The organism is Nonomuraea sp. 3N208 (assembly GCF_052245935.1).
Classification (GTDB): Bacteria; Actinomycetota; Actinomycetes; order Streptosporangiales; family Streptosporangiaceae; genus Nonomuraea.
Map to the genome: position 1 here is coordinate 311,831 of NZ_JBQQBR010000001.1, position 24,611 is coordinate 336,441.

25 protein-coding genes are annotated in these 24,611 nt (G+C 70.1%); 13 read left to right on the forward strand and 12 right to left on the reverse strand.

The window, feature by feature from the left end; translation table 11 throughout:
• The first annotated feature begins 91 nt into the window (after positions 1-91).
• Positions 92-934 (forward strand): hypothetical protein, encoded by an 843-nt coding sequence (locus ACTWPT_RS01485; protein ID WP_443175371.1) that lies wholly within the window; start codon positions 92-94, stop codon positions 932-934.
• On the opposite strand, the gene ACTWPT_RS01490 is transcribed toward ACTWPT_RS01485, so the two are convergent.
• The 4 genes from ACTWPT_RS01490 to ACTWPT_RS01505 are packed head-to-tail and all read right to left on the reverse strand — an operon-like array spanning position 931 to position 5,102.
• The gene (locus tag ACTWPT_RS01490; protein ID WP_443175372.1) at positions 931-1,623 is read right to left on the reverse strand and encodes a gamma-glutamyl-gamma-aminobutyrate hydrolase family protein; all 693 of its coding nucleotides are present in this window, start codon (positions 1,621-1,623) and stop codon (positions 931-933) included. The genes ACTWPT_RS01485 and ACTWPT_RS01490 overlap by 4 nt on opposite strands.
• An 8-nt stretch (positions 1,624-1,631) precedes the next feature.
• Complete coding sequence (locus ACTWPT_RS01495; RefSeq protein WP_443175373.1) at positions 1,632-2,396, reverse strand: 3-oxoacyl-ACP reductase; 765 nt, start codon at positions 2,394-2,396, stop codon at positions 1,632-1,634.
• 4 nt (positions 2,397-2,400) lie between these two features.
• Positions 2,401-3,741, reverse strand: a complete 1,341-nt coding sequence (locus ACTWPT_RS01500; protein WP_443175374.1) for an aldehyde dehydrogenase family protein — start codon at positions 3,739-3,741, stop codon at positions 2,401-2,403.
• A gap of 2 nt (positions 3,742-3,743) precedes the next feature.
• Positions 3,744-5,102 (reverse strand): glutamine synthetase family protein, encoded by a 1,359-nt coding sequence (locus tag ACTWPT_RS01505; RefSeq protein WP_443175375.1) that lies wholly within the window; start codon positions 5,100-5,102, stop codon positions 3,744-3,746.
• Positions 5,103-5,226: 124 nt separating this feature from the next.
• Between ACTWPT_RS01505 and ACTWPT_RS01510 the strand changes: the two genes are divergently transcribed.
• From ACTWPT_RS01510 to ACTWPT_RS01530, 5 genes are read left to right on the forward strand one after another with little or no spacing between them, the layout of a single operon-like run.
• Positions 5,227-5,931, forward strand: a complete 705-nt coding sequence (locus ACTWPT_RS01510; protein WP_443175535.1) for a FadR/GntR family transcriptional regulator — start codon at positions 5,227-5,229, stop codon at positions 5,929-5,931.
• Positions 5,932-5,970: 39 nt separating this feature from the next.
• A complete protein-coding gene (locus ACTWPT_RS01515; protein ID WP_443175376.1) occupies positions 5,971-6,726 on the forward strand; it encodes a hypothetical protein in 756 nt (251 codons plus the stop codon).
• Positions 6,727-6,729: 3 nt separating this feature from the next.
• Entirely contained in the window at positions 6,730-7,053 is a 324-nt protein-coding gene (locus ACTWPT_RS01520) for a hypothetical protein (RefSeq protein ID WP_443175377.1), read from the forward strand.
• On the forward strand, positions 7,053-7,385 hold the full coding sequence (locus ACTWPT_RS01525) for a nucleotidyl transferase AbiEii/AbiGii toxin family protein (protein ID WP_443175378.1): 333 nt from the start codon (positions 7,053-7,055) through the stop codon (positions 7,383-7,385). The genes ACTWPT_RS01520 and ACTWPT_RS01525 overlap by 1 nt, the downstream gene beginning before the upstream one ends.
• A gap of 3 nt (positions 7,386-7,388) precedes the next feature.
• Positions 7,389-7,745, forward strand: a complete 357-nt coding sequence (locus ACTWPT_RS01530; protein ID WP_443175379.1) for a nucleotidyl transferase AbiEii/AbiGii toxin family protein — start codon at positions 7,389-7,391, stop codon at positions 7,743-7,745.
• Here the strand turns inward: ACTWPT_RS01530 and ACTWPT_RS01535 are convergent.
• The 5 genes from ACTWPT_RS01535 to ACTWPT_RS01555 form a co-directional block, all read right to left on the reverse strand.
• Positions 7,718-8,515 carry an SGNH/GDSL hydrolase family protein gene (locus tag ACTWPT_RS01535; RefSeq protein ID WP_443175380.1) on the reverse strand — a complete coding sequence of 266 codons (798 nt, stop codon included), beginning with the start codon at positions 8,513-8,515 and terminating at the stop codon, positions 7,718-7,720. The genes ACTWPT_RS01530 and ACTWPT_RS01535 overlap by 28 nt on opposite strands.
• A complete protein-coding gene (locus tag ACTWPT_RS01540) occupies positions 8,512-9,087 on the reverse strand; it encodes a PadR family transcriptional regulator (protein WP_443175381.1) in 576 nt (191 codons plus the stop codon). The genes ACTWPT_RS01535 and ACTWPT_RS01540 overlap by 4 nt, the downstream gene beginning before the upstream one ends.
• A gap of 60 nt (positions 9,088-9,147) precedes the next feature.
• Positions 9,148-10,635, reverse strand: coding sequence for a nickel/cobalt transporter (locus ACTWPT_RS01545; protein WP_443175382.1), 1,488 nt, complete (start codon positions 10,633-10,635; stop codon positions 9,148-9,150).
• On the reverse strand, positions 10,632-11,834 hold the full coding sequence (locus tag ACTWPT_RS01550; RefSeq protein WP_443175383.1) for a tetratricopeptide repeat protein: 1,203 nt from the start codon (positions 11,832-11,834) through the stop codon (positions 10,632-10,634). The genes ACTWPT_RS01545 and ACTWPT_RS01550 overlap by 4 nt, the downstream gene beginning before the upstream one ends.
• A gap of 153 nt (positions 11,835-11,987) precedes the next feature.
• Entirely contained in the window at positions 11,988-13,364 is a 1,377-nt protein-coding gene (locus ACTWPT_RS01555) for a DUF4331 domain-containing protein (RefSeq protein WP_443175384.1), read from the reverse strand.
• A gap of 219 nt (positions 13,365-13,583) precedes the next feature.
• Between ACTWPT_RS01555 and ACTWPT_RS01560 the strand changes: the two genes are divergently transcribed.
• The 3 genes from ACTWPT_RS01560 (at position 13,584) to ACTWPT_RS01570 (ending at position 17,942) form a co-directional block, all read left to right on the forward strand.
• Positions 13,584-15,305 (forward strand): ABC transporter ATP-binding protein, encoded by a 1,722-nt coding sequence (locus ACTWPT_RS01560; RefSeq protein WP_443175385.1) that lies wholly within the window; start codon positions 13,584-13,586, stop codon positions 15,303-15,305.
• Positions 15,306-15,358: 53 nt separating this feature from the next.
• Positions 15,359-17,008 (forward strand): urocanate hydratase, encoded by a 1,650-nt coding sequence (hutU, locus tag ACTWPT_RS01565; protein WP_443175386.1) that lies wholly within the window; start codon positions 15,359-15,361, stop codon positions 17,006-17,008.
• Between the two features lie 148 nt (positions 17,009-17,156).
• Complete coding sequence (locus tag ACTWPT_RS01570) at positions 17,157-17,942, forward strand: MurR/RpiR family transcriptional regulator (RefSeq protein ID WP_443175387.1); 786 nt, start codon at positions 17,157-17,159, stop codon at positions 17,940-17,942.
• Here ACTWPT_RS01570 and ACTWPT_RS01575 read toward each other — a convergent pair.
• The 3 genes from ACTWPT_RS01575 to ACTWPT_RS01585 are packed head-to-tail and all read right to left on the reverse strand — an operon-like array spanning position 17,922 to position 20,171.
• Complete coding sequence (locus tag ACTWPT_RS01575; RefSeq protein ID WP_443175388.1) at positions 17,922-18,671, reverse strand: ABC transporter permease; 750 nt, start codon at positions 18,669-18,671, stop codon at positions 17,922-17,924. The two genes, ACTWPT_RS01570 and ACTWPT_RS01575, sit on opposite strands and share 21 nt — an antisense overlap.
• A complete protein-coding gene (locus ACTWPT_RS01580) occupies positions 18,668-19,621 on the reverse strand; it encodes an ATP-binding cassette domain-containing protein (protein WP_443175389.1) in 954 nt (317 codons plus the stop codon). Before ACTWPT_RS01580 ends, ACTWPT_RS01575 begins: the two co-directional genes overlap by 4 nt.
• Before the next feature lie 19 nt (positions 19,622-19,640).
• Positions 19,641-20,171, reverse strand: coding sequence for a PadR family transcriptional regulator (locus ACTWPT_RS01585; protein ID WP_443175390.1), 531 nt, complete (start codon positions 20,169-20,171; stop codon positions 19,641-19,643).
• 56 nt (positions 20,172-20,227) lie between these two features.
• Here ACTWPT_RS01585 and ACTWPT_RS01590 point away from each other — a divergent pair, with 56 nt between their 5' ends.
• From ACTWPT_RS01590 to hutI, 4 genes are read left to right on the forward strand one after another with little or no spacing between them, the layout of a single operon-like run.
• On the forward strand, positions 20,228-20,914 hold the full coding sequence (locus ACTWPT_RS01590; protein ID WP_443175391.1) for an SDR family oxidoreductase: 687 nt from the start codon (positions 20,228-20,230) through the stop codon (positions 20,912-20,914).
• A gap of 26 nt (positions 20,915-20,940) precedes the next feature.
• Positions 20,941-22,104 carry an allantoate amidohydrolase gene (locus ACTWPT_RS01595; protein WP_443175392.1) on the forward strand — a complete coding sequence of 388 codons (1,164 nt, stop codon included), beginning with the start codon at positions 20,941-20,943 and terminating at the stop codon, positions 22,102-22,104.
• On the forward strand, positions 22,095-23,420 hold the full coding sequence (locus ACTWPT_RS01600) for a formimidoylglutamate deiminase (protein ID WP_443175393.1): 1,326 nt from the start codon (positions 22,095-22,097) through the stop codon (positions 23,418-23,420). Before ACTWPT_RS01595 ends, ACTWPT_RS01600 begins: the two co-directional genes overlap by 10 nt.
• Entirely contained in the window at positions 23,417-24,562 is a 1,146-nt protein-coding gene (gene hutI / locus ACTWPT_RS01605; RefSeq protein ID WP_443175394.1) for an imidazolonepropionase, read from the forward strand. The genes ACTWPT_RS01600 and hutI overlap by 4 nt, the downstream gene beginning before the upstream one ends.
• Positions 24,563-24,611 lie beyond the last annotated feature (49 nt).

The following is a 24,611-nucleotide window of genomic DNA, read 5'->3' on the forward strand; positions in this document are numbered from 1 at the left end:
GGTGATGTCCGCAAGCCTAGTGCCGTTACGGGGGTCTTGTCGCGTTCGCACCGCCCGTGAACCGCTTGGGCGGCGGTCACGTTGAAGGGGCATGAATCAGCGAACGGCGGCGCTCGGGCTCGCGGCCGCCCTGACCATCACGTCTTGCGGCACCGAGAGTGCCGCCTCCCCGGCGCCGCCTCCTCGATACGAGGCAAGCCTGACGGTGCTCGAAGGCGGCGGACACGGGCCGCAGCTGTGCATGGCGGTGGCCGACTCGCTCCCGCCGCAGTGCGGTGGTCCGGATGTGGTGGGCTGGGACTGGAGCAAGGTGAAGCACGAGTCGCTGCGCGACGTGAAATGGGGCGAGTACCGGGTGGTCGGCACCTGGGACGGCGGCAAGCTGACGCTGACCGAGCCGCCGGGGGAGCCGGTACGGGGCCAGGAGGATCCGGAGGGGCAGGACAGGTTCGCGAGCCCGTGCCCCGAGCCCGCGGGCGGTTGGCGGCCCGTCGAGCCCGCGAAGACGACGGAGCGGACCATGAAGGAGGCGATCGAGCGGGCCAGGACGGTCAAGGAGTTCGCGGGAGCCTGGATCGACCGGCTCGGGACAGAGCCCGACCCCGAGCAGGAAGAGACCCTCGACGCGCGCAAATACGTGGTCAACCTGAGGTTCACCGGCGATCTTCAGGGCCGCGAGGGGTGGATCCGCGAGGTGTGGGGCGGCGCGCTGTGCGTGACCGGCGCCCGGCACAGCGAGGCAGAGTTGCAGCGCATCCAGCGGGAGGCCGAGACCGCGGTGGGCGACGGCCTCGTGTCGGCGTCCACCGATGAGATCACGAACCAGGTGAAGGTGGCCACCTGGGTGGCCGGCGACGATCTGCGCCGCAAGCTCGACCAGAAGTACGGCGCGGGCGTCGTCGTCTTGGACAGCGTGCTCAAGCAGGTCCGCTAGCGGCAGGCCGCCACGAAGGTCTCGAAGATCGCGCAGTCCTCGGCCGCCTCCGGGTGCCACTGCACTGCCATCGTGAACGACCCCGAGTCCATTTCGACCGCCTCGATCGTGCCGTCCTCGGCGGTCGCCGAGACCGTGAGGCCGGGGGCGAGCCGGTCGACGGCTTGGTGGTGGTAGTGCGGGACCGTCACGGGTTCCGTGCCCAGCGCCTTGGCCAGGCGCGTGCCTGGCACGGGGACGACGGGCAGGGGGCCGAAACGGCCGGGCGCGGGGGAGTGCCCCTCGTGCCCGACCACGTCGGGGAGGTGCTGGTGCAGGGTGCCGCCGAGGGCGACGTTGAGGACCTGGAGGCCGCGGCAGATCCCCAGGTACGGCAGTCCGGCGTCGAGGGCGGCGGCCAGCACCGCGAACTCCGCTTCATCCCGGAAGCCGCGGACATACCCAATCTTTTCCTCCGGCTCATGGCCGTACCTCGCCGGGTCGATGTCACCCCCGCCGGCCAGGATGAGCCCGTCCAGCCGTTCCACGAGCCGCGCGGGATCGCCGGCCGGCGGCAGCACGACCGGCTGCCCGCCGGCGCGGACGACCTGCTCCACGTACATGTACGGCAGCAACGCGACGGTCATGTCCGCCCACACCGTGAACTTCGCCGGCTCGACGTAACACGTGATCCCGATGACCGGACGCAAGATTCCTCCTAGAGCGGCGTCACGTAGGCGCCGGAGATGCCGCCGTCCACCAGGAACTCGCTGGCCGTGATGAACGACGCGTCGTCACTCGCCAGGAACGCCACCGCCGCCGCGATCTCCGACGCCTCGGCGAACCGCCCCACCGGAACGTGCACCAGCCGCCGCTGCGCCCGCTCCGGATCCTTGGCGAACAGCTCCCGCAGCAACGGCGTGTTCACCGGCCCGGGGCACAGGGCGTTCACCCGGATGCCCTCCCTGGCGAACTGCACGCCCAGCTCCCGCGACATCGCCAGCACGCCGCCCTTGGAAGCGGTGTAGGAGATCTGTGACGTCGCCGACCCCATGACGGCCACGAACGACGCCGTGTTGATGATCGAGCCCTTGCCCTGCCGCCGCATGTACGGGATGACGTGCTTGCAGCACAGGTAGACGCTGGTCAGATTGACCTCCTGGACGCGGCGCCAGGCGTCGATGCCGGTCTCCAGGATCGAGTCGTCGTCGGGCGGCGAGATGCCGGCGTTGTTGAAGGCGATGTCGACGCTCCCGTAGGTGTCGTACGCCGTCTGGAACATCCTGACGACGTCGTCCTCGCTGGTCACGTCGGCCTTGACGAAGAGGCCGCCGACCTCGTTCGCGGCCTTGGCGCCCGCCTCCTCGTCGACGTCCACGCAGACGACCTTGGCGCCCTCATCGGCGAACCTGCGGGCCGTGGCGAGCCCGATGCCGCTGCCCGCGCCGGTGATGACCGCCACCCGATCCTGCAACCGCTGCACTATGTCACTCCCAGGAAATGAAGACGTTCTTGGTCTCGGTGAACGCCGCCAGGGCGTCCGGGCCGAGCTCCCTGCCGAGGCCGGACTGCTTGAAGCCGCCGAAGGGCGTCCAGTAGCGGACCGAGGAGTGCGAGTTCACCGAGAGCGCACCCGACTCGACCGCCCTGGCCACCCGCAGCGCCCGCCCGACATCGCGGGTCCAGATGGAGCCGCTCAGTCCGTACGGGGTGTCGTTGGCGATCCTGACGGCGTCCGCCTCGTCCTTGAACGGCGCCACCGACACCACGGGCCCGAAGATCTCCTCGGTGAACGCCCGGTCGGTGACCTCCGGGGTCAGCACGGTCGCCGGGAACCAGTAGCCCTTCCCCTCCGGACAGGACCCCTGCAGGTAGGGGTCCTGGACGAAGCCGCGGACCCGTTCGAGGTGCTCGGCGCTGATCAGCGGGCCCATCTCGGTGCTCTCGTCGAGCGGGTCGCCGACCCTGACGCCCTGGACGGCGGGCGCGAGCAGGGCCATGAACTCGTCGTACACGTCGGCCTGGACGAGCAGCCTGGAACGGGCGCAGCAGTCCTGGCCCGCATTGTCGAAGACGGCGTAGGGCGCGGTCTTCGCGGCCTTCTCGAGATCCGCGTCCGCGAAGACGATGTTCGCCGACTTGCCGCCCAGCTCCAGCGTCAACCGCTTCACCTGCGCCGCCGCCTTGGCGGCGATCTCCTTGCCGACCTCGGTCGAGCCGGTGAAGACGATCTTGGCTACGTCCGGATGCTCGACCAGCCGGGCCCCCGCGACCTCCCCTGCCCCAGGCAGAACCTGGAGCACCCCCTCGGGGAGGCCCGCCGCCAAGGCCAGCTCCGCCAGCCTCAGCGCCGTCAGCGGAGTCCATTCCGCCGGCTTGACGATCACGGTGTTACCGGCCGCAAGCGCGGGGGCCACGCCCCATGACATGATCAGCATGGGGAAGTTCCATGGCACGATGACGCCCACCACGCCCAGGGGCTCCTGGAACGTGATGTCCACGCCGCCGGGCACCGGGATCTGCTTGCCGTGGTTGCGTTCGGGGGCGGCGGCGTAGAAGTGCAGGACGTCGCGTACGGCGCCGGCCTCCCAGCGGGCGCTCCCGATCGGGTGCCCGGCGTTGGCCAGCTCCAGCCCCGCCAGCTCCTCGCCGTGCTCGCCCACCAGGTCGGCGAAGCGCCGCAGCAGCCGCGCCCGGTCACCGGGCGCCACGTCACGCCACGCCGGGTACGCCTTCCCGGCACGCTCCACCGCCCGGTCGACCTCGGCCGCGTCGGCCATCTCGACCTCGGCGAGCACGTCCTCGGTCGCCGGATTAACGATCTTCATGCTCACATCCGTTCGAACCCACGGAACATCTCCCAATCCGTCACCGCCGCGTCGAACGCGGCCAGCTCCACCCGCGCGTTGTTCGCGTAGTGCTCGACCACGTCCTCGCCGAACGCCACGCGGGCCAGCTTCGACCCCTCGAACAGGGCGAGCGCGTCGCGCAGCGTGTGCGGCACGGTCTCGGCACCCGAGGCGTAGGCGTTGCCCTCGAAGGGGTCCTCCAGCGGCAGCTCGTTGTCGATCCCGTACAGGCCGGCCGCGATCAGCGCGGACACCGCCAGGTACGGGTTGACGTCGCCGCCCGGCACCCGGTTCTCCACGCGCAGCGACTGGCCGTGGCCGACGAGGCGGAGCGCGCAGGTGCGGTTGTCGACGCCCCACTTGACGGCCGTGGGGGCGAAGCTGCCGGGCACGTAGCGCTTGTAGGAGTTGATGTTGGGGGCGTACATGAGGGTGAGCTCACGCAGGCAGGCCTGCTGCCCGGCGATGAAGCGGGCGCCGAGCGGCGACAGCCCGTACGGCCCCTCGCCCGCCATCACAGGATCGCCCTCCACGCTGCGCAGCGAGATGTGGATGTGGCAGGAATTGCCCTCGCGCTGGTTCGGCTTGGCCATGAAGGTGATCGACTTGCCGTCCTGGGCGGCGATTTCCTTGGCGCCGTTCTTGTAGATCGCGTGGTTGTCGCATGTCTTGAGCGCCTCGTCGTAGCGGAAGGCGATCTCGTGCTGGCCCAGGTTGCACTCGCCCTTGGCGGACTCGACGTACAGACCGGCGCCTTCCATGCTGCGCCTGATGCGGCGCAGCAGTGGCTCGATGCGGGCGGTGCCGAGGAGGGAGTAGTCGACGTTGTAGAGGTTCGCGGGCGACATGTCGCGATAGGCGCGCTTCCACGCGTCCTCGTAGCTGTCCTCGTAGACGACGAACTCCAGCTCGGTGCCCACGTACGCGGCCAGGCCGCGCTCGGCCAGCCGGGCCAGCTGCTTGCGCAGGATCTGGCGGGGCGAGGCGGTCACGTCGCCGCCGCCCTCCCACGCCAGGTCCGCCATCAGCATCACGGTCCCCTCCTGCCACGGCACCCGGCGCAGCGTGGCCAGGTCCGGCTTCATCACGAAGTCGCCGTACCCGCGGTCCCAGGACGACATCGCATAGCCGGAGACGGTGTTCATGTCCACGTCCACCGCGAGGAGGTAGTTGCAGCCCTCGGAGCCGTGGTGCAGCACCTCTTCGAGAAAGTAGCGCGCCGACAACCTCTTGCCCTGCAACCGACCCTGCATGTCGGCGATCGCCAGCAGAACGGTGTCGATCCGCCCGGCCGCCACCTCGTCACGCAGTTCGTCGACGGTCAGGAACCCTTCGCTCACGTGACGTCGCTCCCATCTGGCATGGCGCGCTTTCCCGTTGATTGGGCTAGTCTCAGACCATTGATGTGCATGCCGGGATCGCTTGTCAAGACCTGAGGACACGTTGGACGAGTCGGCACGTTTGATGACGGTGCTGCGCCCGGTCAGGGCGGGCAACGCCTTCGAGGAGACCGTGGAACGGCTGCTCCAGGCCATCAAACTGGGCGTGGTGGCGCCGGGCGGCAAGCTGCCTGCCGAGCGCGAGCTGGCCGTCCAGCTCGGCATCAGCAGGGTGACCCTCCGCGAGGCGATCCGCGCCTTGTCGGACGCGGGTTATCTGGACGTACGGCGAGGACGGTACGGGGGCGCGTTCGTCACGTACGCGCCGCCCAAACCGAACGCCGGAGACCTGCGGCAGGTCGTGGCGGACATGGGCATGGACGACCTTTCGGACGCCCTGACGTTCCGGCTGGCCGTGGAGTGCGGCGCGGCCCAGGTCCTGGCCACCTCCGAGCTGACCGAGGAGAAGCGGGCCCTGTTGCTGCGCAGGTTGTCGGAGCTGAACAAGGCGTCCCTGGAGGACTATCGCCGCTTCGACACCGCCTTCCACCTGTCGATCGCCGAGCTGACCGGCTCGACCCTGCTGGCGACGACCTGCGCCGACGCGCGATCCCGGGTGAGCGACCTGCTGAACGCGATCCCGATGCTCCAGGTCAACCTGGACCACGCCGCCCTGCAACACCAGGCCATCGTGGACGCCATCCTCGCCGGCGACCCCGAAGCGGCCCGGCGGGCGATGACCGAACACCTGGAGGGCACCGCCGCGCTGTTGCGCGGGTTCCTGTCCTGACGCGATCCCGGCATGCGACTCGTACCATCGTGGTAAGTCATGGGGGATTGGTTTCAGTACAACATCGTCGCCACGGGACGGCTGCCGCTGTTCTGTTACTTCGTCACGCTCATCGTGGCGTTCGTTGCGACCCGCATCAATGTGCGCCTGATCAGGGCGAAGGTCGGCTGGTTCCGCAACGTGAGCGTGGGGGAGATGCACATCCACCACGTCGTGTTCGGCGTCATCCTGATGATGATCGGTGGGGTGACCGGGCTCATCGTCTCGTCCGCCTCACAGGCCGGGTACGTGGCGGCGGCCTGCGTGTTCGGGCTCGGCTCCGCGCTCGTGCTGGACGAGTTCGCGCTGATCCTGCACCTGCACGATGTGTACTGGGAGGAGGAAGGACGGACGTCGGTCGACGCGGTGTTCATCGCGATCGCGGTAACCGGCCTGCTCCTCATCGGTCTGCGTCCTTTGATATGGAACTACGGCACTTGGGTCAATCCCACCGCGCTGATCGTCGCCAACCTGGTGCTGGCAGTCGTCACGCTGCTGAAAGGGAAGATCTGGACCGGGATGGCAGGGCTGTTCGTGCCGCCGATGCTCCTGGTCGGGGCGATCCGGCTGGCCCGGCCGGGGTCGCCGTGGGCGCACTGGTTCTTCGCCAAGAAGTCGCCGCGCAAGATGGCCAGGGCGATCCATCGTGAGGAGAGGTGGCGGCGGCCGGTGATCAAGGTCAAGATCGCCTTCCAGGAGTTTCTCTCGGGGCGTCACGATCTGCCTTCCACGCGGCGTGGTCGTCGGCATACTTGAGGTATGGCACTTCCTCCGTTGTATGAGGGGTTGGAGGACAAGATCCCCGACTCCCTGGACGATCTCCACGGGCCGGCCGAGGGCGTTGTGCCTCTGCCGAACCACCTGGTGTGGTCGGGCCTGACCCGCTTCGACCTGTCCAACTATCGGTTGCGGTTGTCGATGTATCGCATCGTCATCACCGGCGGGCGCCGTGTCGACTATGAGACGTACTTGAACGCGGATCACCTTGTCAAGGATTGGCCGCTCCTGAGCAAGGGGCTCGGGCCCGCCTACCGTCGCGCGTGGGAGAGGAAGCTCCCGCTGCGGCGGGATACGGCCGCCTGATGTACTTTCCGCCTTTCCATGAGCGGTTGCTCCACGCTGTGTTGCCCGTCTGCGAGCGCTACGGCTTGGTGCTCGCAGGCGGCTACGCGATCAAGGCTCACGGCTTCACCGACCGCCCGAGCAAGGACCTCGACTTCGCCACGGCCGAGGAATTGCCGCTGCCCAGCGTCGCCGCCGGGGTTATTGGAGCGTTCCAAAGCGCCGGTTTGAGCGCGTCGATCATCGAGGTCACGCCGCGGTCGGGTCGGCTGATGGTCGAGGACGCGACGACTGGCGAGTGGTGCGAGTTCGACCTGCTGCGCGAAGCGTTCCAGCAGCGCCCGGCTACCTGAGGCATGCTGCGGGTGCTGAGTGTGGAGGACGCGATCGGGCTCAAAATGCGGGCATTGCACGAGCGTAGCTATGCGCGAGACATCATCGACGTCGCGTCGGTGGCACACCTCTACAGCTTCCAGGCACTCGAGAGCCTCGCCAAGCCGCACAACGACTATTTCTCGCCCTATGCGCTGGCTTCGCGATTGGAGGCTGTCGACTCCATAGACGACGAGGAATTCGAAGCTTATGGACTTGGCGAAGAGCAGATCAGACAGGTCCGGCGGTTCGCTCTGGCATGGCTTCAGGACATCCAACTACGGCGGGCCGACGACGGCGATGCCGACTTCGACTATCCCGACGTGCCCGAGATTGACTGATCGCCACCGATCATCGGTGTGAGCAGTGGGCGTTTGGCGGTGCGGCCGTCGCCTGAGGAGCGGCCGCGCAGGCGGCGGGCGAGCCACGGCCCCAGGAACGTGGCCAGCCACCGCGCCTCCGTCGCCGCTGCGCGCCAGGCCGACGGCGCGGCCAGGGGCGGGAGCGGGGCCATCCAGGTGTCGTCGCTGTCCGGCAGCTCCAGCGCGTGCGCGACCGCGGCGGCGAAGCGGGTGTGACCCTCGGGGCTGGCGTGCAGCCGGTCCACGCTCCACATCCTGGCGTCGGTGATGTACGGCAGCGGGTACGTGTCGATCAGCGTGACCCCGTGGCGGGCGGCGGCCTCTCGGACGCGGGAGTTGTAGTCGAGCAGTCTGGGCACGAGGGGGCGGGCCAGCGGCGCGATCTTCCCGATGTCGGGAAATGTCACGGTGACCACGTGGGCCCCGGCGCCGGTCAGCGCGGCGAACATGTCCTCCACGGCGTCCACAACCGCGGCGGCGTCGAAGCCGGAGCGGATCACGTCGTTCATGCCCGCCATGACCGTGGCCAGGTCGGGGCGCAGCTCCAGGGCGACCGGCAGTTGCTCGTCGCGGATCTGGGAGGCCTGGCGGCCGCGGACGGCGAGGTTGGCGTAGAGCAGCTCGGGATTGGCGCGGGACAGGTGCTCGGCGAGGCGGTGGGCCCAGCCGCGGTGGCCGCGGACGTCGTCGCCGTCGCCCAGGCCCTCGGTCTGGCTGTCGCCGAGCGCGACGTATCGGCTGTAGGTCATGAGGTCGTCCTTCCGGCGTGGGCGGCGCGCTCGCTCAGCGTCCGCGCGGTCTGCAGGCACCAATCGCGCATCTCCCGCTCCAGCCGGCATCCGGCCAGGCAGGACAGGTAAGAGCCGATCCGCTCTCCCTCGCGCAGGAACGTCTCCTCGTCCCGGTTGCCGCGCAGGCGCACCAGAGTCTGCTCGAAGAACGCCAGTTTGGCTGCGGCCTGCTCGGCCCGCTCCTGGAGCTGCGCGATCAGCGGCGCGGGGTCGAGCACGTCCACGGCGTGGACCTTGACGGCCAGGTCCTCGCGGATGAGCAGGGGCTTGGCCGGGGCCGCGGCGAAGGAGGCCAGCTCCTCAACGCCTGTGTCGGTGACCTTGAACACCCGCTTGTTGGGCCGGCCCTGCTGGACGACCTCCCGCCCGGCCACCAGGCCGCCGGCCTCCAGCTTGGTCAGCTCGGCGTAGAGCTGCTGCGGGGCGGCGTACCAGAAGTTGGCGACTCCGACGTCGAAGATCTTGGTGAGCTGGTAGCCGCTGTATTCGCCGTCGAGCAGGGCCGCGAGGACGGCGTGTCGAAGGGCCATGCGCTAGTCATGCCCATGAGTAGTCATGGACATGACTATAGGATGGGTTGGGCGGTCGCGCTAGAGGGCGACCGCCGAGCGGAGGGCGAGGCCCGCGCCCAGGAGGACGACCATAGTGGCAGTGCCGAGCGGGGCCAGGCCGGACACCTTGGCGGCCAGGCGCCGGCCAGCGGAGGCCCGTTGTTCCAGGCGGTCCACCAGCTTGACCAGGAGCAGGCCGGTGATGGTCAGCGTCGCGGCCATGCCGACGCCGTAGGCGGTCACCAGCGCCACGCCGAACCAGGTGCGGCCGAGAGCGATCGCGCCGAGCAGGACGATCAAGGCTGAAGGACTGGGGACGAGGCCGCCCGCCACGCCGAGCCCCACGAGACCGGCGCGCCGGCTCTTGGCCGTGTCCCTGTCTCTGCCGTCGCCTTCGTGGTCGTGAGCCTGACCGGGGTCGTGTCCGTGTCCGTGGCCGTGGCCATGCCCGTGGGCGTGGCCGTGGAGGGAGCCGCGGCGCGCGTTCATGAGGAGGCGGAGACCGATGACGGCGATCAAGGCGCCACTGGCTACCCCAAGCCAGGCCAGCACCGACTCCCCGGCCAGCGTCGTGAACACGGTCAGCAGCAAGCCCACCACCAGCACCCCGACCGTGTGCGTGGCCGTCACCGTCGCCCCCACTACGATCGCGTCGCGCGGGCGGCCGCGCCGCCCGGCCAGGTACGCGGCCATGATCGTCTTGCCGTGCCCGGGGATCAGCGCGTGCCCGGCCCCCAGCACCACCGCCAGCCCGACGGCCAGCAGCCCGAGCGGCACGGTCAGCGAGTCCGAGCCGACGAGCTCGGTGAACGTCCGGTCCAGGGCGCTCAGCGCGTCACCGATAGGCCCGCCGATCCCGATCCCGCCCGGCGCGACGGCGCCACCGCCACCGTCCGACCCGCCCGGGGACGACAGGCCGGCGCCCGGGCCCGCCACGGTCAGCGTGGCGGTGCGCTGGTCGAGCGGGTCGGAAAGCAGATCGTCGGGGTACGTCCGAAGCTCCCGGCTCACGCTCGCGGCGGGCACCGACGAACGGGACAGCCGTACCCCGTCGCCGACGGCGGTGATCTCACGCCAGCCGATCCTGTCCTGCTCGAACCCGTCGGTGAACTCCACGGCACCCGAAGCGCGGACCTCGGTGACGAGCCGGCAGGTCAGGCGGCTGGTCTGGAGACCTCCCTCGCCGGGGGCGTAGGCGAACTCGGAGCTCGCCACCCGCCACGGCACCGCCTTCCCGGCGACCACGAGACGTTGCGTGGCGGCGAGCGCGGCGCAGCGGCGGGCCGCGTACCCGGCGTTGACCTGCGGCTTGGCCTGCAGGGTCGGCAGCTCGGCCAGGTCCACGACGGCGAGGTTGCGTACCTCGGACGGGGTGATCCGCAGGCCGTTGTAGTGGTTGGCGGTGAATTTGCCGAGCGGGTGCAGCGACGACGCAGCCCGGGCAGAGCCGGGCAGCAGGACGCCCGCGCACAGGGACAGCAGCAGGGCCGCCGCCCCGGACAGCAGGCCGAGCCGGACCGGTCTCATGAGAACCTCGCGAGGGCGGAGAGTGACGGATCGAAGCCGGGGTCCACACGCACCGAGCGGCCGAGCGCCTGCTCGATCTTGGCCCGGTGGTAGCTGAGCAGCGGGTTCCGCCAGCCGGTCGAGGTGGCCTTCTTCGCGTAAGGCAGTGCCTCGTCCGGCTTGCCCGCCTTGTACAGGGACCAGGCGAGGACGTCGGCGGAGACGGGGTTCTGGTTGCGGTCGTACTCGGTCCTGGCATACTTCACGGCCAGATCCGGATCCCCGTGGTCGGCCTCGAACTCCGCCCACGTCAGGAAGTCCTGCACGCCCGCGGACTCGAACAGTCGCCGCTGCGCCTTGAGCAACGTCCAGTCGGGCCGCCCACCGGCCTTGAGCTGGGTCTCGCCCTGCTCGATGAGGTATTGGGGAAGCGGGAGCCGTTCGACGACCCGCTCGTAGATCTCGAGCGCCTCGTTCAGCCGGCCGCCGAGCGCCGCCGCCTTGGCCTGGCCGGCGACGGCCGGCGTGTAGGCGGGGTAGGCCTGCAGGGCCTTGGTGTACCAGGTGTTCGCCGTGGCCAGGTCGCCTTCGTGGAGCGCCAGCTCGCCCAGGTAGTAGCGGGCGTAGGCGAGGTCGGCCGGCAGCCAGGCGTCCTTGTGCGCGTACTCCAGATACTCGCGGGCCTTGTCCTGGTCGCCGCGAAGCTCGGCGGCGTAGGAGGCGCGGGCGAACGCCGCCACCCCCGGGCGCAGGTCCAGCATCTTGGCCACGGCCCGCTCCGCGCCGCGCAGGTCCCCGAGCTGGGTCTTGGCGTCGGCCAGCACGCCGTAGGCCGCGGCGGAGTACGGGTTGGCGTCGAGGGCCCGCTCGGCCAGCCGTACCGCGTCGGAGAACTCGTGGCGGCCGGCCGCCAGGGCGGCCTGGCCCGCGAGCACCGCGTCGTCGCCGGGCTTCAGCTTGGCGGCGGTGTCGAGCGCGCCCTCGGCCTTGGCGTAGTACGACGGGTCGCCGGTGATCCTGGCCTGGTCCACGTACTGAGAGCCGAGCTCGGCCCAGCCCCGGTAGTCGCCGGGCAGGCGCTTGAGCCGCTCCTGGAGGGTCTCGGTGAAGGGCTTGGCCGCCGCCGCAGGCTCGGACGCGGGCGTCGCGGAGAAGGAGACGATCGTAAAGATCATTGCCCCGATGAGGGCGAATCCGGCGAATATCGCGAGGGTGCGCATGTCGAAGGCTCCAGAGCTGGGTGTCGGGCCGGCCGGACGTGACGGGGAGCACGGCCGGCCGGCCCTCTCGCTGGCGGCAGACGATGGGAGACGGGGGTCTGCCGCCGGGGTGGACCGGCCGGTTTGGAGAGAGGGAACCGGCCGGTCGAGGGTCTAGCGCTGGTTCACAGCGACGTTGCTGGGCAGCGGGATGTACGGGAACGACTGGCCGAACGGCTTGTCGTTCATGTCCACCTTGTCCGTCAGGCCGGGCACGAGCTTGCCGGACTGCGCGGCGCCGGCCAGGGCCTGCAGCTCGATGTCCACGACGTCGTCGCCGAGCCGGCGGCCGTTCGGGAAGCCCTGCAGGTCGCCGGCCAGGACGCCGAGCCTGTTCGGGTCCTTCGAGGGCGGGATCGACATGTTGAGCCGCAACTGCTCGGAGGGACGTAGCTTGCCCGCGTCCTTGTTGAGCACCTGCGAGTTCAGGTCGGCCTTGATGGGGCCGTTCTGCTTGGCGATGCCGGTGAGGAAGATCTCGACCAGGTCGTTACGCGGGGTCGCGGGGGCCTTGATGCCGTAGATGGCCTCGAGCAGCCTGGCCACCTCGGGGTCGGTGACCCGCTTGACCAGGGCCGCCACGTCGGCGTCCTTCGACGGGTCCAGGGCGTTGTAGGCGTCCTTGAGGCCGGCGGGCGCGACGACCTCGTTCACCAGCGGGTTGCACAGGCGCGAAACCTGGACGTACCTGCTGCCGTTGAACTTGTCGGTCGTCGAGCAGATGCCGATCACCGGGTTGCGCTTGGGGTCGCCCTTGAGCGCGAGGTCCTTCTGTGGCACCTGGAGACCGATCGTGTTGACGTTGTAGCCCCTGGTGGTGTCCTGGCCGACCTCCGACAGGTTGCCGCCGTAGAGCAGGTCGAACACGCGCAGGTCCAGGAAGAACGCCTCGTCCGACTGGCCGGCGAACGTCTTGCCGCCGCTCGGCAGGCTCTTGATGGACTGGGCGCGCAGGCTGCCGTAGTCCGGCATGGAGGCCGGGCCGACGTTGCTCGGCGCCGCGATGCCGTCCGAGACCAGCGTCTGGGTGCCGTTCGGCGTGATCCGCTTGAGCGTGTAGCGCTGGCGGAAGAGCAGGTTGGGGTCGTTCAGCGAGGTGACGGGGCCGTTGTTGTACAGGAACGTGGTGTTGCCGCGCTTGTCCTCGTCGCGGAACATCCACTGGTACGTGATGTCGGTCTTGCCGTCACCGTTGTTGTCGATCTTGATGTTGTATCGCGCGCGGGTGTCCCACGGGTAGAAGTTGGGGCCGCCGTTGGGCTCCTGGAATCCGTTCCAGTTGGCCAGCAGGGTCACCGTGTCGGCCTTGTCCGGGCTGACGAACGCGTACACGTCGGTGTTGTCGATCTGCGGCAGACCCGCGGTCATGGGGGCCTCGCGGTGCGAGGAAGCCATGCCGGAGTCGGTACGGAGCACGGCCAACGACGACGCGGCAACCGCTGCGGCGAGGCCAAGTCCGACAAGAGCGCGCCGGTTGATCCGGAGCTCCATTTTCGGTCCTTTCGAAGGGCTGATCGGTTGGTACGAGGTTCCGGCCGGGTTCCTCGACGCCCTATTCGTCCGTGGGCCGCATTCGGATGTCGGTCTCCTCCTCAAGGATGAGGGTCAACCAAAGTTGACATACTTAGGTCGTCAATTTAGGTTGACCGGTGTGGATTGCGTGGTCCCGTTCGTTGGAGCTCATCGAGCAATGTCGTGAGAGGAGATGCGGTGATCAAGGAGCTGCTTGCCTACGTGCGCCCGCACCGGAAGGTCCTGTTCCTGGGCGGACTGCTGGGGTTGATCGGCTCGGCGGCGGGGCTGGCGATGCCGTTGCTGGCCAAGTACGTCGTGGACGCCTTCGGCGAAGGTGGGTCCATGGCCCGGCCGCTGCTGGGGTTAACCGCGGCGGTGCTGGTTGGCGCGGTTGTGTCGGCCGCCGGCAGTTACCTGATGGAGCGCACCGGCGAGGGCATCGTGCTCGGTGCCCGGCGCAGACTCGTCGACAGGATGCTCCGGCTCAAGGTCGCCGACGTGGACCGGCTCAAGCCCGGCGACCTGCTGTCGCGGGTGACCGGTGACACGACGCTGCTGCGCGCGGTGCTGACCAACGGCATCGTCGAGTCGGTCAGCGCGGCGTTCATGCTGGTCGGGGCCATCATCTTGATGGTGGCGATGGACGGCGTGCTGCTGCTGATCACGCTGCTCGTGATCGTGGTGATCGGCGGGCTGGTCGCGCTCATCATGCCGAAGATCCAGCGGGCGCAGTCGCAGGCCCAGGAGGCCGTGGGCGAGATGGGGGCCGTGCTGGACCGGGCGCTGCAGGCGTACCGGACCGTGAAGGCGAGCGGCGCGGAGGAGCGGGAGATCGCCGTGGTCGGCGAGGCGGCGGTGCAGGCCCGCGACCGAGGGCTGCAGGTGGCAGGGTGGACCTCGCTGGCCGGGGTGGCGACGTGGATGGCGGTGCAGATCGCGTTCCTGGCCGTGCTGGCCGTCGGCGGGGCCAGGGTCGCCTCCGGCGCGCTGGAGGTCTCGTCGCTGATCGCGTTCCTGCTGTACCTGTTCTACCTGGTGCCGCCGATCGGGCAGCTCGTGCAGGGCGGGGTTCAGCTCCAGCAGGGGCTGGCCGCGATGAAGCGCATCAAGGAGATCGAGGAGCTGCCGGCCGAGCCCGCCGAGCCGGTCGTGGTGTCGGGCGGCCCAGGATCGGGCGGGGTGCCGATCGGGGTCACGTTCCGGGATGTGGTGTTCCGGTACGGCGAGGACCGGCCGGTCGTGCACGACGGGGTCAGCTTCGAGGTGCCGCCCGGCGGGCTGACCGCACTGGTGGGGCCGTCGGGAGCAGGCAAGTCCACGGTGTTCGGCCTGCTCGAACGCTTCTACGACCACCAGGACGGGAAGATCGAGATCGGCGGCCGGGACATCCGCGACTGGCCGCTGGGTGAGCTGCGTGCCTCACTCGGGTACGTCGAGCAGGACGCCCCCGTGCTGGCCGGCACCCTGCGGGAAAACCTGCTCTTCGCCGCCCAGGACGCCACCGAGGAGGAGCTGCGCCGTGCCCTCGCCCGCACCAGGCTCGACGACCTCGTGGCCAGGCTGCCCGAGGGCCTCGAGACGGCGGTCGGGCACCGGGGCGTGCTGCTGTCCGGCGGCGAGCGGCAGCGGGTCGCCATCGCCCGGGCGCTGCTGCGCAAGCCCAGGCTGCTGCTGCTCGACGAGGCCACCTCGCAGCTCGACGCGGTCAACGAGATGCGGCTGCGCGAGGTCATCGCCGAGGTCGCCATGGAGACGACCGTGCTGGTCATCGCGCACCGGCTGTCCACGGTGACGAACGCCGACCGGATCGTGGTCATGGAGGCCGGCGGCGTACGGGCCGTCGGCACGCACGCCGAGCTGGTGGGCGCGGACGAGCTCTACCGCGAGCTGGCTGCCACGCAGTTCCTCGTCGGATAGTCGTTGTAGTCTTCGGGAGACATCGTTGAATGCCTTCATTCAGGAGGGTCGCCATGAGCCGCACCGTGCGCGCGCCGCGAGGCACCACGATCACCGCAAAGGGGTGGCCGCAGGAGGCGGCGCTCCGGATGCTCCAGAACAACCTGGACCCGGAGGTCGCCGAGCACCCTGAGCAGCTGGTCGTCTACGGCGGTTCGGGGAAGGCGGCGCGGGACTGGGCGTCGTACGACGCGCTGGTCAGGACGCTCACGACGCTCGAGGGCGACGAGACCCTCCTCGTGCAGTCGGGGCGGCCCGTCGGCGTGTTCCGCACGCACGAATGGGCGCCGCGGGTGCTGATCGCCAACTCCAACCTGGTGCCCGACTGGGCCAACTGGGAGGAGTTCCGGCGGCTGGAGGCGGCCGGGCTCACCATGTACGGGCAGATGACCGCCGGGTCGTGGATCTACATCGGCACGCAGGGCATCCTGCAGGGCACGTACGAGACGTTCGCGGCCGTCGCCGCCAAGCGGTTCGGCGGGACGATGGCCGGAACGATCACACTGACGGCGGGACTGGGCGGGATGGGCGGCGCCCAGCCGCTGGCCGTCACCATGAACGGCGGGGTGGCCATCTGCGTCGACTGCGACCCGCGCTCGGTCACCCGCCGCATCGAGCACCGCTACCTCGACGTGGAGGCCGCCTCGATGGAAGAGGCGCTGCGGCTGGCGTACGAGGCGCGCGACGCGCGGCGGCCGCTGTCGATCGGGGTCGTGGGGAACGCCGCGGACATCGTGCCGGCGTTGCTGGCCCGCGGGGCCGAGATCGACATCGTGACGGACCAGACCTCCGCCCACGATCCCCTGATGTACCTCCCGCTCGGCATCGCCTTCGAGGACATGGCCGCCGCACGGGAGAAGGATCCGGCCGGCTTCACCGAGCGGGCCCGTGCTTCGATGGCGCTGCACGTGGAGGCCATGGTCGGGTTCAAGGACGCGGGGGCCGAGGTCTTCGACTACGGCAACTCGATCAGGGGTGAGGCGCGGACGGCCGGCTACGCGCGGGCCTTCGACTTCCCCGGGTTCGTGCCCGCCTACATTCGGCCGCTGTTCTGCGAGGGCAAGGGGCCGTTCCGGTGGGCGGCGCTCAGCGGCGACCCCGCCGACATCGCCGCCACCGACCGGGCCATCCTGGAGCTCTTCCCCGAGAACGAGCCGCTCGCCCGGTGGATCAGGAAAGCCGGGGAGAGGGTGCACTTCCAGGGGCTGCCCGCGCGGATCTGCTGGCTGGGGTACGGCGAGCGCAACGTGGCCGGGGAGCGCTTCAACGACATGGTGGCCTCGGGAGAGCTTCAGGCACCCATCGTGATCGGGCGGGACCATCTGGACAGCGGGTCCGTCGCGTCGCCGTACCGGGAGACGGAGGCCATGGCGGACGGGTCGGACGCGATCGCGGACTGGCCGCTCCTGAACGCCCTGCTCAACACGGCCTCGGGTGCGGCCTGGGTGTCGATCCACCATGGGGGTGGGGTCGGGATCGGGCGCTCCATCCACGCCGGCCAGGTGACGGTCGCCGACGGCACGGCGCTGGCGGGAGAGAAGGTGAACCGCGTCCTCACCAATGACCCTGGGACGGGGGTCATGCGGCACGTGGACGCCGGCTACGAGGAGGCCGTGGAGGTCGCCGACGCGCGTGGTGTCCGCATCCCGATGCGAGAGTCCTGACCCCGTACCGGCACCACCGGGTTCGCTGCCCCCGGCAGATGTGTACAGGATGGGATGAGAATGCCGGGCACGATGCGTTGGAGGTGGCGTGGCGGACGGATATCACGGTGGGCTGGGTGTACTGCTGGATGGCCGTAGGTTGTCGCCCGTGCAGCGCAGAATCGCGCACTACCTCAGCGAGCACCTGGACGAGGCGATCTTCCTGTCCAGTGTCGAGCTCGCCGAGCGGGCCGGGGTCAGCCAGCCGTCGGTGACCAGGTTCGCCATGGTGCTCGGTTTCGCCGGATACCCCGAGCTACGCCAGGCGTTGCGTCCGCTCGTGCTGGGTGGCGGCGGCGCCGGCGGGGCCGGCGCGCCGCAGGAGAGCCTGCTGCGCGGTGCCATCGACTCTGAGATCCGCAACCTGGCCCAGGTGCGGGAGCGCCTGGCGGCTTTCCCGCTCAAGGAGCTGGGTGAGCAACTGGCCGCCACCGAGCCCCTGCTCGTGCTGGGCCTGCGGGTCTCCTGCGGGCTGGCCACCACGTTCGCCTACTACGCCCGCCGCATCCACCCCGACGTGCGGCTGCTCACCCACGGCGGGTCTGAGCTGGCCGACGGGTTGCACGCGGCACGGCGGGCCGGGGCGGAGTGGCTGGTGGCCGTGGTGCTGCCGCGTTATCCCACGGAGGCGCTGCAGGCCCTCGAGTACGCGGAGAAGCTGGGGCTCAGGGTGGCGGCGATCACCGACAAGCCGGTTTTCCCCGCCGAGGTCGTGCTGGATGCGCCCGTCGGCGACCGGCTCGTGTTCGACTCGCACGCGGCGCCGCTGGCCCTCGCCATGGCCCTGGTGGAGGCCATGGCGGACGCGGCGCCGCTGCGTACGCAGGCACGGCTCGAGGAGTACGAGCGGATGACCGACGAAACCGGTACGTTCCTACCCGGCGATCTTGCCTAGCGACCGCACCGACCAGATCGTGGTCACCACCGCCAGCACGATGAAAACCGCGAACGCGATCGGGATCGAGGAGTCGGACAGCTGCCCGGCGAACAGCGCCCGCCCCGCCTCCACCGCGTGGTAGAGCGGATTGACCGGGGCGATCACCTTCATCCATTCGGGCGCGAAGGAGATGGGCACGAACAGCCCGGCCAGCAGCATGATCGGCAGCATGAACAGGTTGAGCGTCTGCGACATGCCGTTCTCGTCCCGGATGGTCAGCGCCAGCCCTTGCGACAGGCTGGAGGCGAACAGGCCGGTCGCGGCCATGAGCAACAGCACGAGCACCAGCTCGACGGCCCCGATGCGCACGCCCATGGCGATTGCCACGATCAGCACCAGAATCGCCTGGAAGACCAGCTGGACCATGTCCTTGGCCACCCGCCCGAGCACGATGGCCGGGCGCCACGCGGGGCTGACGGCGTACCGTTCGATCGAGCCGCCGCGCAGCTCGGCGATCAGCCCGAACCCGGAGAACATCGACCCGAAGACCGCGATCATCATCATCGCCGCCGGCGTGAACAGGCGCAGGGCATCGACCGTCGTGCCGCCGGGCGTCATGGTCTTCAGCAGCGGTGCGAACATCACCAGGTAGAGCACTGGCTGCAGGATGCCGAACAGCGGCCAGATCGGATTGCTGAACGACTTCTTCAGCTCGTAGCCGGTGAAGAGGGCGGTGTGGCGGATCATGCGGCGGCTCCGGTGTCACGTAGCGAACGGCCGGTCTTGGCCAGGAACACGTCGTCGAGCGTGGAGCGGTCGAGCGCGATCGAACTCAGCTTGAGACCCTGCTCCTCCAATGCCCGCAGCAGCGCCGGCAGTGTGTGCTCACCGTCGTCCACGTAGACGCGCAGCAGGTCGTCGTCGAGGCGGGTCTCGCGGACCAGCGGCCCGAGCGTCTCGGCGGCCCGCTCGGGATCGTCGACCCTGAGTGTGATCACGTCGCCGGAGACCTCGCGCTTGAGTGCGGCGGGGGTGCCCTCGGCCACGACCAGGCCGTGGTCGACGATCACCAGCCGGTCGCACAACGCGTCGGCCTCGTCCAGGTAGTGAGTGCTGAGCAGCACGCTGGTGCCCGACTCGCGGAGCTGCTCGATGCGGTCCCACAGGTTGGCCCGGTTCTGCGGGTCCAGGCCGGTGGTGGGCTCGTCGAGGAAGAGCAGCGGCGGGTTGTGCACCAAGCCGATCGCGATGGCGACCCGCCGCTTCTGGCCCCCGGACAGCGTACGGCCGGGGCGGTCGGCGATCTCGGTGAGGTCGAAGCGCTCCAGCACCTCGGCCGTCGCCTGCTTCGGATCGGCCACGGCGTGGATCTTCGCGGCCATCATGACCTGGACTCTGGCGCTGGTCGTGTCCTCGACACCGCCGGCCTGGCTGACGTACCCGAGCTTGCCCCTGATGGCGGCGGGCTCCTTGAGCAGGTCGTGCCCCGCGATCACGGCCGTGCCCGCGTCGGGGGCGATCAGCGTGGCCAGCATCCTGATCGTGGTGGTCTTGCCGGCGCCGTTGGGCCCGAGCACACCGAAGATCTCGCCCTTCTCGATCTCCAGGTCGACGCCGCGGACGGCCTCGACGGTCTGCGGACCCTTGCGGCTCCTGGTGGTGAAGGTCTTCTTTAAGTCGTGCGCCTCAACGATCATGAGACTCCTTTGATGAAGGTCACGGCAATTCGTCCGCCTCGACGCGCGGAATCGCCTTCTCGATCCAGTCGAGCTGGGCCTGGAGCATGGCCCGTGTCAGTAGCAGGTTCTCGCGGATGTGATCAGGGGCGCCGTGGTGGTGCTTGACGTCCACGATGTGGCCCATCGTTTCGACGCCCATCTTGAGCTGCGCCATCCTGCCATGCAGAGCGCTCAGAAGCTCTTGCTTTTCCAGCTTGTCGATGAACGTCAGCGCCACCTGGAACGGGTCGATGATGGGTCTGACCTCGTGCCAGGCCTTCAGCAGCAGCCGCTGGAACTCCTCGCGGCCCGCCTCCGTGATCGTGTAGACGCCCTTGCCGCCTTTGCCTCCCTCCACGATCTCCAGCAGGCCCTCGTCGGCCATTTTGCCGAGTCCGTGGTAGATCGAGCCATAGGCGACGCTGGCCCAGACGTCGGCGCTCATCCCCTCCAGCCGTCTGCGAACCCCGTAGCCGTTCATGGGGCCGTTGAGGAGGACGCCGAGGATCAGGACGCGCATCGATGACATGCACTCAAGTTTGTACTCAAATTTGAGTAGCCGTCAACATCAATAGGCTGACCCTCATGACTGAACGACCTACGGCGCTGGTCACCGGCGCTTCCCGGGGCGTCGGCGCGGCCGTCGCCAGGGCGCTGGGGCCCACGCATCACGTCATCCTGGGCGGGCGGGACGAGAGCGCGCTCGCCCAGGTGGCGGCGGAGCTGCCCGACGCGCGGCCCTGGCCGGTGGAGCTGACCGAGATCGCGGAGGCGGACGTGGCGGGCATCGAGCGGCTCGACCTGCTGGTGCACTCCGCGGGGATCGCCGAGCTCGGCAGGATCGCCGACCTGGCCGCCGAGGTCTGGCGTCGCACCATGGAGGTGAACGTCGTCGCGGTGGCCGAGCTGACCAGGCTGCTGCTGCCCGCGCTCAGGGCGGCCCGCGGCCACGTCGTGTGCGTCAACTCGGGCTCCGGCCAGCGGGCGAACCCCAACTGGGCCGCCTACGCGGCCAGCAAGTTCGCGCTGAAGGCGTTCGCCGACGCGCTGCGGCTGGAGGAGCCCGAGCTCAGGGTGACCACCGTCTACCCGGGCCGGGTCGCCACCGACATGCAGCACGAGGTGCGCAGGTACGAGGGCGGCCCGTTCGAGCCCGACAAGTACCTGCGGGCGGAGAGCGTGGCGCGGGCCGTGCTGGCCGCCGTCACCGCAGGCCCCGACGCCCACCTGACCGAGCTGACCCTGCGGCCGGCGGCCGGACCTGCCAACTGAATGGATCCATTCACTATTGTGGGTCCATGCTGGAACCACTCGCGCGCATAGGACGGGACCCGGCGACCGGCGGCTACGTCAGGGACGCCTGGTCGGAGGTCGACATGGAGCTACGGGAGTGGTTCGCGGGGGAGGCCGCGCGACGCGGCCTCGACCTGCGCGAGGACCGCAACGGCAACCTGTGGGCCTGGTGGGGCGACCCCGCCGGACGGCCCGGCGTGGTGACCGGCAGCCACCTCGACTCCGTGCGGCAGGGCGGCGCGTACGACGGTCCGCTCGGGGTGGTATCGGCCTTCGCCGCGATCGACCTGCTGAAGAACCGCGGTGTGACGCCGGGGCGGCCCTTGGGCGTGGTGTGCTTCACCGACGAGGAAGGCGCCAGGTTCGGCGTGCCGTGCATGGGGTCGCGCCTGCTCACGGGAGCGGTCCAGCCGGACAGGGCGCGCGCGCTGACCGATGACGACGGCGACACCCTGGCCGACGTCATGACCAGGGCCGGGCGCAAGCCGTACGGGATCGGGCGGGACGACGAGACGCTGGCCACGGTCGGCACGTTCGTGGAGCTCCACGTCGAGCAGGGCCGAGGGCTCGTCGACCAGGGACGTCCTGTGGGCGTGGCGAGCACGATCTGGCCGCACGGACGCTGGCGCTTCGACTTCCGCGGCCGGGCCGACCACGCGGGCACCACCAGGCTGGCCGACCGCGACGACCCGATGCTGCCGTTCGCCCGCATGGTGCTGGCCGCCCGTGCGAGCGCCGAGCGGCGCGGCGTGGTGGCCACGGTCGGCAAGGTGCGCCTATCGCCCGGCAACGCCAATGCCGTCCCCGGCCGGGTCTCCGCCTGGCTGGACGCCCGCGGGGCGGACGAGCGGGACGTGCGTGACCTGGTGGCTGAGCTGGCCGAAGGGCTGGACGTGCAGGAGGAGTCGTGGACGCCGGTGGTCTGCTTCGACGCGGAGCTCAGGGACCGGCTGGCCCGGGTGGCCGGCGGCGACACGCCCGCGCCGATCCTGCCGACCGGCGCCGGGCACGACGCGGGAATCATGGCCGCGGCGGGCGTGCCGGCCGGGATGTTGTTCGTCAGAAACCCCACCGGCGTGTCCCATTCCCCCGATGAGCACGCCGAGCAGGCAGACTGCGAGTCGGGAGTCGTCGCGCTGGCGGACGTGCTGGAGGATCTGTGTCGCTGACGTACTGGTGCGAGCAGGCCTGGCTGCCCGATGGCGTCGCGAAGGACGTGCTCGTCGTGGTCGAGGGCAACAGGATCGCCAGGATCGGCCAGGGGCCGCCGCCCGCGGCCGCCGAGCGCCTGGCCGGGATCACCGTCCCCGGCCTGGCCAACGCCCACTCGCACGCCTTCCACCGCGCGCTCAGGGGCGCCGCGCAGGAGGGCAAGGGCGACTTCTGGACCTGGCGGGATCGTATGTACGAGGTGGCCGCCCGGCTCGACCCCGACACCTACCTGCGCCTGGCCACGGCGGTCTACGCCGAGATGGCGCTGGCCGGGGTGACGTGCGTGGGCGAGTTTCACTACCTGCACCACGCGCCGGACGGCAAGCCGTACGACGACCCCAACACCATGGGCCACACCCTCGTCCAGGCCGCCCGCGCCGCCGGGCTGCGCATCGCGCTGCTCGACACCTGTTACCTGTCCGGCGGCATGGGCGCGCCGCTGGCCGGCGCGCAGGCCCGCTTCGGCGACGGTGACGCCGAGCGCTGGGCCGTCAGGGCCGATGACCTGGCCGACTCCTACGAAGGTCAGGGTGACGTGGAGATCGGCGCGGCCATCCACTCGGTGCGAGCGGTGCCGCCCGAGCAGATGCCGGTCGTCGCCGAGTTCTCCCACCGGCACGCGGCGCCCCTGCATGCGCACGTCTCCGAGCAGCGTGCGGAGAACGCGGCCTGCGTCGAAATGTACGCCGCCACGCCCGTCCAGCTCCTCCACGAGCACGGGGCGCTGGGGCCGCGCTCGACCGCCGTGCACGCCACCCACCTGACCGACGTGGACGTCGAGCTGCTCGCCCACTCGGGCACGCACATCTGCATGTGCCCCACCACCGAACGCGACCTCGCCGATGGCATCGGCCCCGCCAGAACCCTCGCCGACCGGGGCGCGCCGATCACGCTCGGCTCCGACAGCCACGCCGTGATCGACCTGTTCGAGGAGGCCAGGGCGGTCGAGCTGGACGAGCGGCTGGCCAGCGGGAAACGCGGCCACTGGCCCGCCGCCGACCTGCTCGCCGCCGCCACCAACGCCGGCCACACCTCACTCGGCTTCCCCGACGCGGGCATGCTCGTGGCCGGCGCGCGGGCCGACCTGGTGTCGGTAAGGCTCGACTCCGTACGCACGGCAGGCGCGAGAGGTCCGGAGGCCGTGGTATTCGCGGCCACGGCGGCCGACGTGCACTCGGTGGTGTCCGGCGGCCGCCGCGTGGTCGAGAACGGCAGGCACGTGCTGGGCGACGTCGGATCCCTGCTGGCCGAGGCGATAGGAGCCCTGCGATGACCACGACCCTCATCGACGGCATCGGGCTGCTGTACACCGGTGACCCGGAGCGCGAAGAGATCGCCGACGCGGCGCTGGTCGTGGCCGATGGTCTGGTGGCCTGGGCGGGTCCCACCGCACAGGCCCCGGACGCCGACGAACGAGTGGACGTGCAAGGGCGCGCCGTCATCCCCGGCTTCGTCGACAGCCACGCGCACCTGATCTTCGCCGGCGACCGGACGGCCGAGTTCCAGGCCCGGATGTCCGGCGAGCCCTACACCGGGGGCGGCATCAGGACCACCGTCGCCGCCACCCGACAGGCCGACGACGCCGAGCTCGCGGCGCGCGCCCGCGCTCTCGTGAACGAGATGCGTGTCCAGGGCACCACAACCGTGGAGATCAAGAGCGGGTACGGGCTGACCGTCGAGGACGAGCGGCGCTCCCTGGAGATCGCCGCTGGCCTGACCGGCGAGACCACCTTCCTGGGGGCGCACGTGGTGCCCCCGGACATGGACGCCGACTCCTACGTGCGGCTCGTGGCCGGAGAGATGCTGGAGGCGTGCGCGCCGTACGCCAAGTGGGTGGACGTGTTCTGCGAGCGCGGGGCGTTCGACGGGGACCAGACGCGGGAGATCCTGAGCGCGGGGATGAAGGCGGGGCTAGGGGTGCGGGTGCACGCCAGCCAGCTCGGCGAGGGGCCGGGCGTGCGGATCGCCTGCGAGCTGGGCGCCGCCTCCGCCGACCACTGCACGCACCTGACGCCCGCGGACGTGGACGCGCTGGCGTCTTCTGAGACGGTGGCGACGTTGCTGCCCGGGGCCGAGTTCTCGACCAGGTCGCCGTACCCGGACGCCAGGCGGCTGATCGACGCCGGGGTCACCGTGGCGCTGGCCACCGACTGCAATCCGGGGTCGTCGTACACGTCGTCGATGGCGTTCTGCGTGGCGCTGGCCGTACGCGAGATGCGGATGACGCCGCTGGAGGCGATCAGGGCGGCCACCTATGGCGGGGCGCGCGCGTTGCGACGTGCGGACGTAGGGTGGCTGCGGCCGGGAGCCCGCGCGGACCTGGTCGTGCTCGACGCCCCTTCATACGTCCATCTGGCCTATCGGCCCGGCGTACCCCTCGTTCACCAGGTGTTCCAGAGCGGTCTCCTCCTTTAGGAGGACATCCAGAACCCTCCCTCGGTCGTAGTGCTTTAGGGAATCTTTG